The organism is Bacillus pretiosus, from assembly GCF_052947655.1.
In genome coordinates, this window is sequence record NZ_JBRFUV010000002.1 from 183,983 (window position 1) to 202,060 (window position 18,078).

11 protein-coding genes and 1 pseudogene are annotated in these 18,078 nt (G+C 33.0%); 3 read left to right on the forward strand and 9 right to left on the reverse strand.

Features of this window, described 5'->3' with window-relative positions; translation table 11 throughout:
* Positions 1-266 precede the first annotated feature (266 nt).
* Positions 267-641, forward strand: a complete 375-nt coding sequence (locus ACU8YW_RS28100; RefSeq protein ID WP_426934643.1) for a hypothetical protein — start codon at positions 267-269, stop codon at positions 639-641.
* Between the two features lie 486 nt (positions 642-1,127).
* On the opposite strand, the gene ACU8YW_RS28105 is transcribed toward ACU8YW_RS28100, so the two are convergent.
* The 6 genes and pseudogenes from ACU8YW_RS28105 to ACU8YW_RS28130 form a co-directional block, all read right to left on the reverse strand.
* Positions 1,128-1,463 (reverse strand): hypothetical protein, encoded by a 336-nt coding sequence (locus ACU8YW_RS28105; RefSeq protein WP_426934642.1) that lies wholly within the window; start codon positions 1,461-1,463, stop codon positions 1,128-1,130.
* 1,565 nt (positions 1,464-3,028) lie between these two features.
* Positions 3,029-3,577, reverse strand: a complete 549-nt coding sequence (locus ACU8YW_RS28110; protein WP_088123170.1) for a fascin domain-containing protein — start codon at positions 3,575-3,577, stop codon at positions 3,029-3,031.
* Between the two features lie 255 nt (positions 3,578-3,832).
* A complete protein-coding gene (locus tag ACU8YW_RS28115) occupies positions 3,833-6,154 on the reverse strand; it encodes a putative mucin/carbohydrate-binding domain-containing protein (protein ID WP_426934641.1) in 2,322 nt (773 codons plus the stop codon).
* A gap of 104 nt (positions 6,155-6,258) precedes the next feature.
* Complete coding sequence (locus ACU8YW_RS28120; protein WP_098082649.1) at positions 6,259-8,625, reverse strand: putative mucin/carbohydrate-binding domain-containing protein; 2,367 nt, start codon at positions 8,623-8,625, stop codon at positions 6,259-6,261.
* 421 nt (positions 8,626-9,046) lie between these two features.
* Positions 9,047-11,293: a M60 family metallopeptidase gene (locus tag ACU8YW_RS28125; RefSeq protein ID WP_426934640.1), complete on the reverse strand. Its 2,247-nt coding sequence runs from the start codon at positions 11,291-11,293 to the stop codon at positions 9,047-9,049.
* 593 nt (positions 11,294-11,886) lie between these two features.
* Positions 11,887-12,030, reverse strand: a pseudogene (locus ACU8YW_RS28130) (gamma-aminobutyrate permease); the annotation flags it as partial.
* A 395-nt stretch (positions 12,031-12,425) separates the two neighbouring features.
* Here ACU8YW_RS28130 and ACU8YW_RS28135 point away from each other — a divergent pair.
* Positions 12,426-14,072, forward strand: a complete 1,647-nt coding sequence (locus ACU8YW_RS28135) for an S-layer homology domain-containing protein (RefSeq protein ID WP_426934639.1) — start codon at positions 12,426-12,428, stop codon at positions 14,070-14,072.
* Positions 14,073-14,475: 403 nt separating this feature from the next.
* Here ACU8YW_RS28135 and ACU8YW_RS28140 read toward each other — a convergent pair whose 3' ends face one another.
* Positions 14,476-15,555 carry an RNA-guided endonuclease InsQ/TnpB family protein gene (locus ACU8YW_RS28140; protein ID WP_001136645.1) on the reverse strand — a complete coding sequence of 360 codons (1,080 nt, stop codon included), beginning with the start codon at positions 15,553-15,555 and terminating at the stop codon, positions 14,476-14,478.
* A gap of 5 nt (positions 15,556-15,560) precedes the next feature.
* Positions 15,561-15,962 carry an IS200/IS605 family transposase gene (tnpA, locus tag ACU8YW_RS28145; protein ID WP_033666944.1) on the reverse strand — a complete coding sequence of 134 codons (402 nt, stop codon included), beginning with the start codon at positions 15,960-15,962 and terminating at the stop codon, positions 15,561-15,563.
* 512 nt (positions 15,963-16,474) lie between these two features.
* Between tnpA and ACU8YW_RS28150 the strand changes: the two genes are divergently transcribed.
* Entirely contained in the window at positions 16,475-16,879 is a 405-nt protein-coding gene (locus tag ACU8YW_RS28150; protein WP_088065097.1) for a DUF3221 domain-containing protein, read from the forward strand.
* A 332-nt stretch (positions 16,880-17,211) separates the two neighbouring features.
* On the opposite strand, the gene ACU8YW_RS28155 is transcribed toward ACU8YW_RS28150, so the two are convergent.
* Positions 17,212-17,955 carry a M15 family metallopeptidase gene (locus tag ACU8YW_RS28155; protein WP_088065122.1) on the reverse strand — a complete coding sequence of 248 codons (744 nt, stop codon included), beginning with the start codon at positions 17,953-17,955 and terminating at the stop codon, positions 17,212-17,214.
* Between the last annotated feature and the right edge of the window lie 123 nt (positions 17,956-18,078).

Here is an 18,078-nt window from a genome sequence, read left to right on the forward strand (position 1 = left end):
CCACATCTTTATCAACTCATTTTAGAATATTTAAACAATAATTTTATATACATTACTTGCATAAATTATTCATTTTCTTTTATCTAAGACCTACTTTTTTACTTCTGATAAATTATTAAACATTGGATTATTATACACAATCCCCAAAAAGATGAGGTATTTTGTAGAATTTTGTCTATCAATATGTATGTACACCCTTTTGTAGTGGATATAGACTGTGAGGTGTAAGGAGATACCTTACAAAATAATGAAAAGGAGATTGTAAAATGAGTAGATTAACAAAATTCTCAAAGTTAGCATTTGCAACATTAATTGTGGGAAGTGGTTTAAGCGTCTTTGTGTCGTCACACAGTGTACAGGCTGACACCTTAGAACATAATTACCAAGACACTGTAAGATTCATACCACCTTCTAGTGCTAGGCAAACATTGGAACAAAAAAACACTATTGTTCCAGAATCAAAAGTTATTAAAAACCATTATGTAAAGTACTCTAAAGCACATTTCCAAACTAAAGAAAGTATACCAAAAGAGATTTATTATTCTTCAGAAGGCTTTAAGGGCTATATACAAGCAAGTACCGTTTGGGATATGGGAGATCATTTCGCAACACTATATTCCGGAACCGTTATTCGATGTTAGACTTTTAATCCCTTCTCTCCCAATGCTTATAATAATCAATAGCTCACTGCCAATACTGTAATATCTATTGTTCAAAAAATAAACCACAAAATCTTTCGATTTCATGGTTTATCAAATATAAAGATAATGTTAAGCGAATACTCTAACATTACCTTCCCCAAAGTTAATTATAGAGTATTTCCCCAAAAAAGACACTCTTGTAGTGTCTTTTTTATAATATTTTAATTTACTCTCATCTTACTTTTGTTAAACTCGGATATGCAATGATGCATATTATTTTGATTACATATTATGATATACTCTCATTGTGAGCTGATACATAATTTCTTTAGATTGGAAAACTAAAACCTCGTTTACCCAATTTTAGGACGCCTTATGGCGTCTTTTTTTATGTTCTTGAAGTAAAAAACAGGACCGTAATATCATTGTTTAAAAAAATTGTATACTTTAACAAGAATTCCACCTACTAACCCTTATTTTTTGCGGCTATTTATTTGTTTCAACATAATAATTTTTCATCTCGTATATGCAATAGACAATGATAGCTAAATTCCAACTGACACCATAGTAATCATGTGTGTAGAAGTCATAACCTGTCTTAATACCTTTTTCCATTACAACTAACGTAAATCCTAACGCCACCCACTTGTTAATTTTCATCTTAATATACGTTATCGCTATAATTATTAAAAATAAAATATTTGTAAGGTAGTTTATCATTAGCTCATATTTTTGAATGTATACTGCCATTATACAAGCAACGATATTAGTCGCAATGCCCAAGGCAACCACGGCTCCCCAAATCCTGTCCGAAATTCCCACTCCTGATTCAGGCCCTTCCCTAATAACATTACATTCTTTTCCTTAATTCGTTCCTATACCCTATTTAAGGTATGCTGTATTATCCTTGTCTGATGAATATCTATTTATCTTTTCATATAGAGCAAACAAAATTTCTACTCATAATTTTTTCTTTATTAGGCATACTAGGTTTAAGCCGTTTGAACTAGCGGCTTCACTCTTCTGGTAATGGGGTAGCAATATATAGTAATTGACTAACTCATTCAGTCCATTGGCACTGGCAGACGACAAAATTGTTGTCTGCCATTTTCATGTATACTTTTTCTAATTTCATTCCAAATCATATGTTTACCGTACTTATTTTGAAAAGAATGAAATTTAATTTTTAAATAAGTAAAAAAGATACGGCTCAGTCCACTTTTGGTATAGGACTTTTTCTTTTTACATATACTATTTTTGAGCCTTTTTACCAATACGTGTTCTATCGGTGTCTTGAATTCCTCCTAAAAGGGGCGGCAGATACGACTGCATGCCCTTTTTATTTATACTGCTTTTCTATACCAATAAATAAATAAATTGAAAACTAAAAATGCAATATTACATATTCTTTTCAGTCCATATTATGTTAAAATTTCTTAAGTTGTTTATTTCATAGTCGAATTATGATTTCGTATCTAATTCAGCAATATGTAAGCTGTATACCAAAAGAAAAGACACCCGAAAGGTGTCTTTTCTACTTTTAATTTAAAAACATTTTTCTTTTTCAGGAAGATCCAATTACCTCAATAACCTAAACCCCTTATTTAAAGAAAGTTTGATCACGATGCTCCAAAGTTTTCATCTATATCAACAGGTAAACAGTTCACTTCCAAACCATATCTCCACCAATATAATTTCTTAAAGATTTTCTGTCTTGTTCTTAATTTTGTCAAAATCCTCATATAGCTACACAAAATATATATGCTATTATGTTTTTAAGAAACTATGCGTTCCCTTAACCCTGTATCCGACCCTGTATTTTTTTACAGGGTCTTTGTTTATTTTATTTACTTTCATTAGCTTATAAGAGTTAATACACACCCCATTTCAATTAAAATCGTTTAAATGTTAGTTAGAATTTGAAATGATAAATCTATTAGCTTTTTTGACAATTATAATCTAATACTAGATTTCTAAATGTATACTACACGAAACATCAATTAACACTATAAACATAGTGTTAACTATATTAATTGAATATTAGTAATAGTAAGTATAAACATTATCAATTTACTATATCTTACATTTATGTAAAAATAGATGTATGTTAAGCTTTTTCAAAATCTTTCCCCTAATAAAGATTTGAAGTAGCATTTCATGATTCTCCTTACTGTTAATATGCCTTGAAAAAGAACCCAATAGGGTTCTTTTTCTTCTCATTATATCCTCCGTAATTACTTATTTAACATACAAAAAGGACTGACAATTACTTGCAGTCAGTCCTTTTTACACCTTAATATACACTTGTATTAAGTACTTAACTCTTTATTTAGCATGCATATGAACTAAACCAGTCATTATTATTTATATATAAAACACTTCAAAATTTAGAAATACACAATAACAAATCTTTCCCAACTTCCAGCTACATAACTATTAGCAGTTAATTCTCTACCACTATTTGCTGATATAAATCTACCATTACTTAACGCTTGTAATACATATATCCTATTGTCTCCACCATTATATAAAATAAATTTTTCCCATGCCCCAATTGATGTACGATCTGCTACTACTCTACCATTTGGCTCAAACGAAACGTACTTGCCATTACTTTTCGCTTTTAAAGCATACGTATATAATTCTCCAGTCGGAATTAATTCGAATTTCTCCCATTCATTAACTGCATTACGATTTGCTACTACATTGCCCGATGGCTCAGCAGAAACATATTGTAAATTTGCAGCTTGTATAGCAACAGTCCAGCTTCCATTAAATAGATTCACACCTTTTAGTGAACTTGCATTTGATTGGTTGGCTGCCAATGCATCATTCGATGGGGTTATCATCATTATCATTAGAACCATTGGTAACACCATTAAAACTAACTTTTTAAAGATATTATTACCATTTGCATGAGCTATGAACCACTTCATTCTCATTCCTCCCTTATTATATAGCACTCATATACATCATACCAAATATGTAAAATATTGTAATACAATAGAGTCTTTATCAACATATACCTTATTATTCTGTTTCTTTTTTCTCAAATCTATAGCACCTAAACATCACTCAGTCCTCAAACATATTTTTAAAATTAATTTCACTTTATATTAAATAAATGCCAAATAGTCGTTCATAATGAACGACTATTAAGCATCAAACTAAAAATTTGAATGTTTTTCATGTTAATCTATTTTGTTTAATCCCGTTGAAGTAGCTTGATAGATTCTTTTTTTGCCTATATATTCTTGTTTATTATTCTCAAGGTTAGTAAGTTTAGCCCGTGTCTTTTCATTTACTGCTTCCCCTTCTATATGGGTAAACTCGATATAATCTCCCACTTTGACCGGCACAGTTTGGCTTTCAGCAGTTTGCTGTCTATTTCCCACTATTTCCTTATTGTACACAACACTACCGGATGAATTCTGTACTTTGATACTCGCATACGTATTATTAAAATAAGAATGTGGTACGCCTGCTTCTAAATTCACCTGCATTTTCTCTGTTACCCTATTATAATTTACTTTTGCAATTTCTCTATCACTATATCCTTTTAAAGACCAACTAAATTGATTTCCATCTAAAACCGTTGTTTCTGGCATTTTTTCTACTTTCTTCAGACCTTCTTTTGTAACTTCGTACATTGCTTTTTTTCCAAAGCTTTCTTGTTTACTATTATCTACATTTGTTAAAGTAGCTCTATGCACACCTTCTTGATGTGTTAACTCAATATAATCTCCTACTTTAACTGGAACTTTTTGCGATTCAGCATTTTGTTGTTTGTTTCCATAAATGTTTTTATTGTATACTACTTTGCCTGATGCATTTTGTACTTTAATACTTGCATATGTTTCATTAAAATAATGATGCGGTACGCCTGCTTTTAAGTCCACTTGCATTTCTTCTGTCGACTTATTGAAATTGATTTTAGCAAACTCAAAATCACTTATTCCTTTTAGTGACCATGCAAATTGATTTCCTTCTAAAATACTAGAAGAGTTCGGTATATCTGAATTAAAATCTAAGTTATCTAATATAGATTTTAGATCAGGTAAAACACCTATTCTATCATTCCACGGATCTTGAGATTTTGTTCCTGTATTTGGATTACTTAAGATATTTCTTAATTCGGCTGGTGTATAAGGAGAACCTCGATGTTCTTTAGCAATACCTTGAATCGAAGTTGCTGCTCCAGCAATAATTGGTGAAGCACTTGATGTTCCACTAAATGTTGATGTATATAAATTTGTAGTATTTTGACTTGGATTTGCTGATGTTGTATCAACATTTTCTCCCCATCCATATACATCTAATCGACTTCCATAATTTGAAAACCATAAACGTTTATGTGGAACAGTTGATGATCCCGCCCCAACCATAATAGCACCTGAATCCTTGAAGTCTGGACTATTTCGATTTAAGATCTTTTTTCCATTACGATCTTTAAAATTATCTAAGTCGTTTGAACCATTTGCGCCAGCTTCTATAATAATAATCCCTTTATCTGCACCAACACGAATTGCATCAAAAATATCTGGATGTACTTCTACAGGTAAATATTTATCCCCATACCCATCATACGAAGCTTGTGCCTCTAATAAAAGAATATCTCCCGCTTGTAAATTATGTACAGCACTTAAAATAGCATCCGCCGTATTATAAATTCCATTATCCCTGATCTGGGATATTACTTTTACATTTGCTTTTGGTGCAATTCCAATATTTCCAATTTGATTATCTTCAGATGAAACAATTCCTAATACAGAAGTACCATGAGCTCTATGCTGGCTTATATTTTGTCCCGACATAAGCTTAATATTTTTATTGACTAAATCCTCATGATTCAATAACCATCCATATTCCATATCCACAAAAGTTGTATCCTTCCCATCACCACCTTTAATGCTCCAAGCATGCGAGGCATTAATTCCCTTTGGTGCCGCTTCAAGATATCCTTGATTTTTAAATCTAGGATCATCGTACGGATTAACAGATAAATTTGGTAACTGTATTTCAGGGGGTGTCAAAATTTGTTTTTCTTGTATATAAGCCTCCTCTACGAGAGGAGATGTTTCAAATTTTTTCAGTAATAATTCTATTTCTATGTTATTAGGAGCTTGTACAATATAATAATTTAATAAATTATTAGCTGATTCATTAACAACTGATTTAGATTGTACTGATAACTTTTTAATCTCTATCGGATTTACAGATGAGAACAGACGATTCAAAGTAAGTTCTGTATTTTCGGAAAATAACTTCTTTAAATTGTTATCATAATCCCCATTTTTTATTCGTTTCTCAATACCATCTTCATAAGGTAAGTCAATTTGATTTTTAAACTTTACAACTAATCTTTCTTCCTGTGAATCTCTTTCTTTGTATGTGACATTATAAGATTCAGCGTAAACTTTATTATGAATACTATCATTTTGTAGAATTAGATCTGTTCCTACAAATGTGGTCATTGCAATTGATGAAATTAGAAACCCTTTGAATATGTTCATACTATACCCGCCAATCTATATTCTCTTGAGAATTTTTTAATGCGTATAATGGTTAAGATTTTTATATAATATATAAATCTATAATTTAACTTTTGTAGTGAAATCTATGACTTTATTAATAATCCCATAGAGGTAACCTGATATATTCTTTTCTTTCCCATATACTCCTGTTTACTATTCTCAAGATTAGTAAGTGTGGCGCGTGTCTTTTCCTTTTGTGCTTCTCCCTCTATATGAGTAAACTCAATACAATCTCCTACTTTGACTGAAACGGTTTGGCTCTCAGCATCTTGTTGTCTATTTCCTATAATTTCTTTATTGTACAAAATATTACCGGATAAATTCTGGACTTTAATGCTTGCATACGTATTAGTAAAATAAGAATGGGGTATACCCGCTTCTAATTTAAGCTGCATTTTTTCTGTTGCTTTGTTATATTCTATTTTCGCGATTTCTCGATCATTATATCCCTTTAATGACCAAGCGAATTGATTTCCATCTAAAACCGTTGTTTCTGGCATTTTCTCTACTTTCTTCAAGCCTTCTTTTGTAACTTGATATCTTGCTGTTTTTCCAATGGTTTCATTTTTGTTATTTTCAAGGTTAATTAAAGTTGCTCGCGTTTTTTCCTTTGTTGCTTCTCCTTCTATATGGGTAAATTCAATGTAATCCCCTACCTTAACGGGCACAGTTTGGCTTTCAGCATTTTGTTGTTTATTTCCCACGATTTCCTTATTGTACAGAACGTTACCAGAAGAATTCTGGACCTTAATACTCGCATACGTACTAGCAAAATAGGAATGTGGTACACCTGCTTCTAGTTTTACCTTCATCTCTTCTACCGTTTTATCATAATCTACTTTTGCAATTTCTCTATCACTATATCCTTTTAATGACCATGCAAACTTGTTTCCTTCTAAAATTGTTGCTTCTGGCATTTTTTCTACTTTCTTCAGGCCTTCCTTTGTAACTTCGTATATGGCTTTTTTTCCAAAGCTCTCTTGTTTACTATTATCTACATTTGTAAGAGTAGCTCTATGTACACCTTCTAGATGTGTTAACTCTATATAATCGCCTACTTTGACTGGAACTTTTTGCGATTCAGCATTTTGCTGTTTGTTTCCATAAATCTCTTTGTTATAGACCACTTTACCTGATGTGTTTTGCACTTTAATACTTGCATATGTACTATCAAAGTAGTCATGTGGTACACCTGCTTTTAGATCAATTTTCATTTCTTCTGTTGATTTATTTAAATTTACTTTCGCAAATTCAAAATCTCCAATCCCTTTCAGCGACCATGCAAATTCATTACCTTCAAAAATGTTTGGAGATTCATTTTTGATTTGTACCTTTTTCTCAACAGTTTGATCAAATATATCCGTTAATACAATTTTTGCATAAGCATTTGTTGGTAATGATATAGATTGACTGATTCCATTTTGATAAGATTTAATATCATTAATTACGTTAATAGGTTGGCCCGTCATATTTTCATTGTTATAAATTTCAATTTTCCCCTTAAATTGCGGTGTACTATTTTCTTTTAGTTTCCAAGATACATTTAATTTTTCATTTTCATAATATATAGATTGGATATCAAAATCTAGTTTTCCTATTTCAGGTTGAGTAGGTTGATTTAGCGTGAATATTTTTCCTGACCCAATAGTAGACTGCGTATTACCTCCTGCTTTGACCCATACATATTCTGAAGTAGATCCTCCATCATATTGATAAGTATTATCATGCGTTCCAGAAATACTTTGATTATTCCAAGAACTCCATTGTTTATCAACTAATTTTCGGCTATAACCATTTTTTAGGCGCGCTTCTCGAACGTTCTGTCCACTATCAGCCCAGTCTTCTTGAAACATTCCTAATCCATGATTAAATGCAACATTAGCAACCGGAAAGTCCATAATTGCAATTTGATGCCATTTATTCTTTGTTACATCTTTCATCCATTGTCCAAATTTAGTATGACCATTTTCTTGCCATGAACGCATTGTCATTGTGTACCAATTGTAGTCTTTCCAACCATAAGTTGTTTGAACCTTCATTCCTGTTCCTTCTCCTCCAAAGGGTCCAGCTTGCGAATTCGGAGATAAGTATTCGGCCTTTATTGCTTCTTTAGAGGAAATTGGATCCCATAAGGCAAAATGTAAAGTACGTTTTCCATTTTCATCAAACCCACTTTGTTGTTGAAAACCAGCATATCCTCCAGCTTCACCACCTGCATTCCAGTTGTGTACAGCCCAGTACGTATAAGGTGGTGTCTGAACTGGTGACCAGTCTATACTAATAATATCTGAGGCAGGTATATTTTGGGGACTCACATAAACTGCTGGAGCAGCTGAATGTGTTGCAGCTTTAGTGTGCAAAATAGACGTTCCAAACATAGAAAACATGCTACATGCTGCGGTCATTATAATAACTTTATTAAATCTTTTCTTCGTTTTCTGACTAATCACTAATCTACATCCTTTTCTAATTTTTATTTACTTGTACAGATTGCTCTTCGAAAACTGAAGATATGAGGTTGGTTGCAGAAAAACGTTGCAACCGTAAAATCTTCAACGTTCTATCGCCCCATGCTTGCCGAAGTTGCGAAAACCAAGCTAAAGTAGGGAGTGTGTTGCGTTAACGTACAAGATACTTATGTTCTCACCGTAGGGACTACGGGTAGAGCCTGCTAAGATAACCGGTGGATACACCGGTGTTCGCAGGAATCTCCCACTTCAAAAAGTCCGTAAGGGCGTTAAGTGGTGAGTAGTTCAATATTGAATAATAACTTAGTAGAGAAATCTATCAAAATTCAAGCAACATCCAGTAAATCTTTAAAATACTGCCCCAATTTTATGTTGTTCTATCTTCACATCTGATTCTTACATGTTATTTTATTGTAAGTGGTTTCCATAAAGATAACGCAAATATCCAATTCGGGTCACCATTTCCTTGATGATTTTGAACCGCTTCATACACTGTCCCTTGATGTTCTACTTTATCGCCCTTTGTATATGCTTTCTTTGGATCCCATTTTTCATAAGATACATTTTGATCTTTGGTTTTTACCGGAAGAATTTCACTTTGAATAGATGTATTTCCAGCTGCATCTACAGCCTTCACTGCATATTTATATTCCTTATTAGCTGTTAAGTTTTGATCAATAAATGTCGTTCCTTGTACGGTTTGAATCAATTGTCCATCACGTAATACCTGATATTCTTTTACACCTATATTATCTGTAGAAGGATTCCATTTTAGCTCTACACTGTTAGAAGTAAGGTTGCTTGCATATAATCCTTGTGGCTGTGTGGGAGCTTCTGTATCTGGTTTCGGATTAACAATTTGATTTACTTTTTTCAGGCCATCCTTTGTAACTTCATACATTACTTTTTTATCAAGGCTTTCACGTTTATTATTATCTAAATTTATTAATGTTGCCCTCTCTCCACCTTCTAAATGTGTAAACTCAATAAAATCGCCGGTCTTTACTGAAACTTTTTGTGTTCCAGCATTTTGCTGTTTATTCCCATAAAACTCCTTGTTATATACTACTTTACCTGATGTGTTTTGCACTTTAATACTTGCATATGTACTATCAAAGTAGTTATGTGGTACACCTGCTTTTAGATCAATTTGCATTTCTTCTGTTAATTTATTTAAATTTACTTTTGCGAATTCAAAATCTCCAATCCCTTTCAGCGACCATGCAAACTGGTTTCCTTCTAAAATATTATTTACATTAGGCATATCTGGTTTAATCGGATTAGAATCCGTCCCCTTCCAAATCTCTGCTGTTAAAATCGGATATCCTAATGCAGCCACTTTTTGAATGGTATCATTATTTGGACGTAATCCCCACTTCTCAAAGAAAGGCATCAAATTTTGTTTGGCTACTTTTGATGCTGAGATCATAAATAATTGTTTTTTATTTTCATCAGTTTGTGGAAGTTCATTAGAAGGCATATCTCTATACAATTGATGCAATTTAGGATAGAAGTCTTCTCCATATGCTAACTGTAGTTGCCAGAGCATAACAAGCTTAACAAAAACATCACTAACTTCGTCATAATTTTTATTAGGTTGTTCTAAGTATTGAAATGCCTTAGTATAAGCGCCCTCTTGTTGCAATCTAAAAGGTTGATTAGATGTAAATGCTTTTTCTACAGAAAGGCTGTAAATATTATTTTGTACTTCTGTCATATTATAAAACTTCCATGGTGATTGCTGTCTCAAATGCCCTGCCTCATGCCAAGGACCCCAACCATCTTTTATAAATTTATTAATATCTAACACGTATTGAATTGCATCTCCTACATATGCAGTTCGATAAGAAGTCGCATACATATAATAATCTGGTGAATGATTTTCTTCTACGTAATGAATATAATGCTTGTCTGCTTGTTCTTCGGATAATCCAGCTACTTTGTCTTGAATTCGGGTAGCTTCATCCATCTTTTTTAAGAGTTGTACAGGATCTGTATTAGAACCTAGCAAATATTTCTTAACACGTGCAGGGCTGGCCGTAATTAATACACGTTCTCCTTTTAGCTCCACTGCATGTGCATTTGGGTATTGGTTCAGCATGTCTATTAAATCTTGTTTTGTATGCTTGCCTAGTTCAAAGAGAGGAGTAGTCGTTCCACCAGTTGTGACTGTTGTTCGAATGGTGCCACCTTGTTGTTTATTGTAAAAATAAATCATTCCTCCATTTGGAGATTGGATTGTGTTTATACCTGGTTTTAATGTAAATGATTTTATTTTAGAATCTTCTCTCCAAGAAGCATCATACGAATACGTTCCAATGTATGCTTGAATATTTTGATTTCCTTCTACATTAATCGTTATTTGTTCATTTGGCTTTGCATATAAACCAGTCGGTTCATATGGACTAAATGCCATACTTTTTCTTTCCTGTTGTTTCAGTACCTCTACATCCCCTTTTCCTGGGACTGTATATGTCCTGTTTTCTGATTTAACTGACTTTTCCTCTTGAAGTGATGTCGATATTTTATTTTGCCGCTGCGTTTCCTCTGCAATGATATCTGTTGTAGAAATCATTCCAGTTGCAAGCATAGTTACTGTAGCGGTGGCTGCAAGTATTTTTCTAGTTTTATGTTTTGAATTATTCCCCATATTAACTCCCTCATTTTTCCTTAATGCACTTAAGGATTTTTGTTTTTTATGTTTTTACACCCCAAGCTATTCATGCTATCTATGTTGTATCTTTTAATCTATTTTTTCTCATAATAATCTCCTTTTCTTTATTTATCATTGTATACAAATACTATTTGATGACACATTAAATAACAACTTTACGATAAACTCATCAATAACAAACTATTATGTTTTGATTCAACACCCATAACTTCCATCTAATTGTATAAATGTATTCATTTGGCGAAATAAGTAAATAAATTTCAACATTTAAAGCTTATAATCTAGCGAAAAATTCATAAAAGTTTTTTAACTTCAAAGGTTTAAATAATTGCAACCACATTTATTTAAACTTCCTCGAATTTTTTCTAAGCTATTCTCTAAGAATCTTATTGTTTATTCAAGAATTAGTGCGATCAAATTTACTATCTAAAATACAGTAAATAGTATATACGAAGTACTTCGTTAGAAATTTTAGGAGAGTACTTCTTATTCGCCTTTTTCAGGAGATGTACAAAAATACCCCACATATAAATCCAAATTATTTAATTTATTATCTTCAATAATTAATTGATAACGACCAACATGGATATAATTAAACCTGTTGCACCATTTGGTAAGAGGCCACCGTGACTGTTTAAATTTAAAAACCCCGCAGTATGATGACCAAATAATACAAATAATAATAGAAGTCCAACGAAAATAAAAACCACAATAAATAACTGGTAAATAACGCTAAACATCCCTCTTTATTTAATTCATCCTTATAGTTATTATAATGAGTAATTATTCACCTTACATAATAATTACTTACTATATTATTAACATGGTTACCTTACAAAAATGTAATTCTTTTTTAATTGACACTCATATATATAAGTAACTATACTGGTTACACGAGCTTGGTAAATATATCAAATAGCCCCTTATTATAAGTGTATGCCTATAGATTTTTTTCGAAATAATAATTTAAATTAACTAATTATTATTTACCTGTAATATAACGAAATTGCCAACCTACTCTATTATTTAAACTAATTCATATTACTTATAAGATTCACTATAAATGATAGATTTACCAAGCTATACTATTTTTTAGGAGTGTTACATTTTGAAATACAAATTAATTGCTACAGGAATTCTTGCTGGAAGTCTACTATCCTACTCATCTAGTGCATTTGCAAATACTCATAAATTTCCAGATGTCCCAAATTGGGCAAGCCCTTCTGTAAATTACCTAGTTGAAAAAGGCGCATTACACGGAAAACCCGATGGTACTTTTGCTCCTGCTGAAACAATTGACCGCGGTTCAGCTGCCAAAATAATGGCTATAATGCTTGGATTAGAAATTAATAAGAATGCTAAACCATCTTTCCGAGATGCTCAAAACCACTGGGCAGCACCTTACATTGCAGCTGTTGAAAAAGCAGGTGTTATTAAAGGAGATGGAAATGGTAACTTCCTTCCAACAGGTTTGATTAATCGTGCATCCATGGCTTCAATGGTGGCAAATGCTTATAAATTAGAAAATAAAGTTGCTAAAAATAGTGTAACTACATTTGAGGATTTAAAAGGGCATTGGGGAGAAAGATATGCAAATATTTTAATACAAACAGAAATTTCTAAGGGCACTGAAGACGGAAATAGCTGGTCCCCTAATAGAGCGATTACCCGTGCAGAAGCTGCACAATTTATTGCAAAATCTGATCAAATCAACAAACATACAAAAGTAGAAGAAAATACTGTAGTTGGTGTAATAAATGATGCAGACCCTTATTATGTGACTGTTGCATATAAAGATGCTAATGGAAATAGTCAAGAAGTGACTATAGACTTCCCAAATGGTAGTAACTCTAACCTTAAAAAAGGTGACAAAGTTAAAGTTGCTAACAAAAATCAATGGAAACATCAAAAAATCTATGGGCAAACTGTATTTTACACTGATGTGAATTCTATTTCTAAAGTAAATGATGAATCTAACAAACAACAAGAAAACCATGTAATTGGGGTAATAAATGATGCAGATCCTTATTATGTGACTGTTGCATATAAAGATGCTAATGGAAATAATCAAGAAGTGACTATAGACTTCCCGAATGGTAGTAACTCTAACTTTAAAAACGGTGACAAAGTTAAAGTTGCTAACAAAGATCAATGGAAACATCAAAAAATCTATGGACAAACTGTATTTTACACTGATGTAAGTTCTATTTCTAAAATAAACGAAGAATCTAACAAACAACAAGAAAACCATGTAATGAGTAAAGATAAAGAACAAAAACTCTTAGCACAACTAAAAAAACGTTCTGGTACAGTGACAAAAAAATCCGAAGATAGCCTAGAAATTTCAAGTGAAAATCAAACCATTCGTGCCCATGTTAATCCAAAAGTACTACCAAACATTCAGATAGGTGATACAGTAAATGTTTATGCTCAAGCATTTGAAATGGCCCCTATCCTTCTAAAGGACTTACCTTTCGAGGCAAGAAACGCGATTATTCAAAAAGGAAATGAACAAAATATTTTAGAGAATCAATACAAAAAAATCACAGGAAATGTTACAGGAAAATCGGATAACTCAATCTTAGTTTCAAGTAACAACATAACTTATGAAGTTGAAACTTCAACCGAAGTATTACAAGATATTGTAATCGGTGATACGGTGAACGTTTATGCTGCATCTTTTGAGTTTAGCCCTATTTTACTTGCTGGTGTTCCTGTGAAAGCTATTTCTCCTATTGTTGAAAAAACAAACTAATGTTCAACATTCTATAATTTTGTTAACTTCATCCGAAAAGAACTCCTAAGTAACATAGGAGTTCTTTTTATGAAGTTATATATTTTCTATCGTGCTCGCAAGACCTAGTATATTAATCGTGATTTACTATCTGTCCAACAGTAACTATCTTATTTTTATTTCTATAAGTTTTTATCAAGAGACAGAGCTTTATTTCCCCATCTTTCTTTGAACTCCCCCACTCTCACTTCTAAATAAAGTGAACGCGTTTGACACTCCCACGGCTAAAGCCGCAAGTCCTACACCTTACGGTGTAACGGATGGGATTCTTGAATGACTAAGCATTCGCAGTCCATTTCTGTTTTGAACAGCCTTCAAGATGAGGGTGTGCCATCACCCCTCCTAAGACAGACCATATAGGTTCTTAGGCTGATTGACTATTACCGCCAACCACAGTTGCGTAGCGAATATTCATCGCCCCAACGATATCACGATGTTTCTCAAATCCACATTGGCACTTGTATTTTCTGTCTTGTGCCTTGTTCTTTTCAGAACATTTCGGACATGTTTGACTTGTATAAGAAGGGTTCACATATTCGACCTTTATGCCAACTAATGTCGCTTTGTACTCGATGAATTGTGCTAAACGATGGAATGACCAAGTGTGTAGATTTTTTTCGTTTTTACGGCTTGTTCGTGCCGTCTGTCTAATGTTCGTTAGTTGCTCTAATCGAATGACAGAAATATTATTATCCGTTGCAAAATCAACGATTACACGACTTACTTTGTGGTCTTGGTCTTGCATCCATCTTTGTTCTTTATCATCGAGTTGACGAAGGGCATTCAGTTTCTTAGCTTCTCCTAACTTCTTGCGAACACTGCGAAACTTACGTTTCATAAATTTGTTTTGCCTACCGTTCCCGAAGAAACGAACTTTATCATCATCTGTGATGGCTACCGCAGGAACTTTAAGACCTAAGTCTACTCCTAAAATCTTTGTTCCCGTTTTTTCGTTTGTAGGAATCGTGACAGATATTTGAGCAATCCATTTAGCAGATTTCTTCGTGATACGGAGTGTACCTAACTTGTGCTTCAACAATTCGAAATTGCGATTATATTTGTCTATTAATAAAGCGCGAACCTTTAAACGAGTTGACTTTCCGTTTACCATAAACGGAATTGAAATGTGCGTGAAGTCAAATGAATAGTTTTGGTTATTCCATACACAAACAGGTCTTTTTAGAATCGGAACGATTTTGTATTTACTCTTTTTCACCTTTGTAGAAAACACACTTTTCGCATCTTTAATTGCTTGATTTTTCACCGCACTTGGGATATTGGCCTCAATATCCTTTGTACTTTTCTTTGTGCTTTTCTTTGCTTCAACCATTTCAGATACAAGGGCATTAATGACTTTTATATACTCGTGGCTACTTTGTTCCAATAGCATGATTTGTTGTTTTGTTGGAAGCAATTTAACTTTAACTGTGATGGTTTGTGGCACAAGTTTCACCCCCTCGTTTTTTGATTTTCAACATAATGTTTTATTGTCTCACTTGATACATTTCCAGCAGTAGAAACAAAATAAGAACGCGTCCATAGGCTCGGCAAGTGTTGAAGATGAGGAAACTCTTCTCTCAAACGTTTTGATGTCACTCCTTTAATTTTTGCCATTGTATCAGCAGGACTAAGTGTTGGTGGTGTATTTAAGAACAAGTGAACGTGGTCTTTGTCGCATTCCATTGCAACAATAGAAATATCCAATTCTCCGCATATTTCTTGAACCAACTCTTTGAAACGTTCTTCTACTTTTGTATTAAGAAAAATCTTTCTTCTGTATCGTGGACAAAACACAAAATGATAGTTAATTAATGACACGGTTGTTTTGGTTCTTCTATAATCATTCATCATGTTTGCATTGTATCAGTTGGATTATAAAACTGCAACGCGAAAGAGAAAAAAATAAAAGATACCAACATTTTGGATACTTAGAGTGCCACAAACCTTCCGGTTTTTAGTAGCACTCCTTACCCAACCTCCCTTTCATCCCCTGCCTAAACGCGAGGGGCTTTCTCGTTCGGGAAGGGCTGTAATTCAACTGTTTTAAAAAAATCAAATTTTATTGCTCAAGGCACCTTCGAACTTTAGAAGGAACAAAAAAAGAAGAGGGATTTCCTCCCTCTTCACCAATAAAATCAAACATATTTACAATTAAGGAAGGGTATACATTCATCAGGGGATGAATGTAATAATAATATTTCACATAGTGAATCATAACACAAATCCACTTCCATTAATAGATAATTTTAACATTTATGGATTATATGTGACAGAACTGTTAAACATCTTAATATTAAAAGGTTTTATATGATAGAACTAGAAAATTGCTAGTGTAGGGATAAAATATAAGGGGGATATGTATTATGTTTACAAAAAAACAAAAATTAGTAACAACCGTAACAGCTTTAACATTAGGATGTGGATTTACTTTCGGATCAACACCGGCATTTGCAGATTCTAATAAGGCGTCTGTAAGCACTGCACCTATTTATTCTATTCATAAACAAGAACAAGATCCTTTTACTGGATATGTCATTTCAGTAGAAAACAATTATTTAGTGGTTGCTTCTACATCTACAAAAGATGAAGCTCTCGCTTACCAAAATGATTGGTGGGAGTTAGTAAATCAAAATAAGATTTTAAGGGTTCCTATTTCAGATGGTGAAAATTACACTATAGGTGAACAGTTAAATGTTTATGCTGCTGCATGGACCAAATCTTTACCACCAATTGCTGTAATGCCTAAAATTGAAAAAGTAATTCAATAGATTATGCTAAAAATAACAGGGCATCATTCTAATTAGAATGATGCCCTGTTATTTAGTAAAAAACCGAATACGTAATCTTTATATTCTTTTTCGTTGCTTTCTGATTTCCATCATATATTAACCTAATACTTATCATTCTGCACCTGACGCAAGATCCTACATCTCACATTACTGTAAAGATATTATTCGCCATCTTTCATCTCTAAAATAGTAGTATCGTTTACAATCCCATGGCATACCCTTTAAGAGCATTAAGAAATACCTTGTTTCATACCCCTATCTTTTACACTCTTACTGCTATCGCTAGCAAATTTAATTCTTTAATTCTATTTTCACAGATTCATATATTCTTCTAAAGTCAGTTTTTTCTTATATATACTTTCAGCAATATCTCCTACATAGCGAATATGCCACGGTTCATAAGCATATCCAGTAATACCCTCTTTACCTTTTGGATAACGAATAATAAAACCTGCACGATGCGCATTTTCTTTCAGCCATTTTCCTTCTTTCGTATTCGCAAAAGTTAGCTCTAGCTCATTATTTGCACTTTTAGAAGAAACATCCATCGTTAATCCCGTTTGATGTTCACTATGTCCAGGCTTTGCCGAGAAGCGATCCGTATGCTCTTGCCCTTTCTTTTTAACATTGTTGGCATACAGGCCTTTTTGATACTCATAGGAACGAAATCCTGAAACAGCATTCAACTGGATTCCATCCTGCTTAGCTAAAAGGAATAGTTTTTCTAACGCTTCCGCTGCTTCTTTACGAAGATGACTCTTTTCTACCGTTCCACTAAATGAAAACGGTACATTTGGGACAACTAAATCCTCTGGCATATAGTCTTCGGGTAAACCATATTCCTTATTTACTACAGCCTGTACACTAGCAAAAGAACTTGCTATCTTATTTGAAGTCCCATTTTGCTTACTATTTTTTTCTTTATTTATGGAGTTTTCACTAGTTTCATGGTTTGTCTTATATGGTTCTTTACCAATAGATATATTGGTGTAAATGATAAAGATACCTAACATTACTACTATACAAGTTAAGGTTCCTACTAATTTAAGTCTCATCATTCATTTCCTTCCTACAGCGCCTACTGTTACTCATTCATCATACTTCAGCCATGTCAAATCCATATTAATTCCCTGTGAACTTTTCTTCATAACGTATTTCTTAATAGATTGATAGTATAT

Coding starts and splice junctions, on each gene's coding strand:
- ACU8YW_RS28150 (WP_088065097.1), top strand. CDS start 16,475: ATGTTTACAAAAAAACAAAAATTAGTAACAACCGTAACAGCTTTAACA.
- ACU8YW_RS28125 (WP_426934640.1), bottom strand. CDS start 11,293: ATGGGGAATAATTCAAAACATAAAACTAGAAAAATACTTGCAGCCACC.
- ACU8YW_RS28100 (WP_426934643.1), top strand. CDS start 267: ATGAGTAGATTAACAAAATTCTCAAAGTTAGCATTTGCAACATTAATT.
- ACU8YW_RS28110 (WP_088123170.1), bottom strand. CDS start 3,577: ATGAAGTGGTTCATAGCTCATGCAAATGGTAATAATATCTTTAAAAAG.
- ACU8YW_RS28115 (WP_426934641.1), bottom strand. CDS start 6,154: ATGAACATATTCAAAGGGTTTCTAATTTCATCAATTGCAATGACCACA.
- tnpA (WP_033666944.1), bottom strand. CDS start 15,962: ATGATGAATGATTATAGAAGAACCAAAACAACCGTGTCATTAATTAAC.
- ACU8YW_RS28155 (WP_088065122.1), bottom strand. CDS start 17,955: ATGAGACTTAAATTAGTAGGAACCTTAACTTGTATAGTAGTAATGTTA.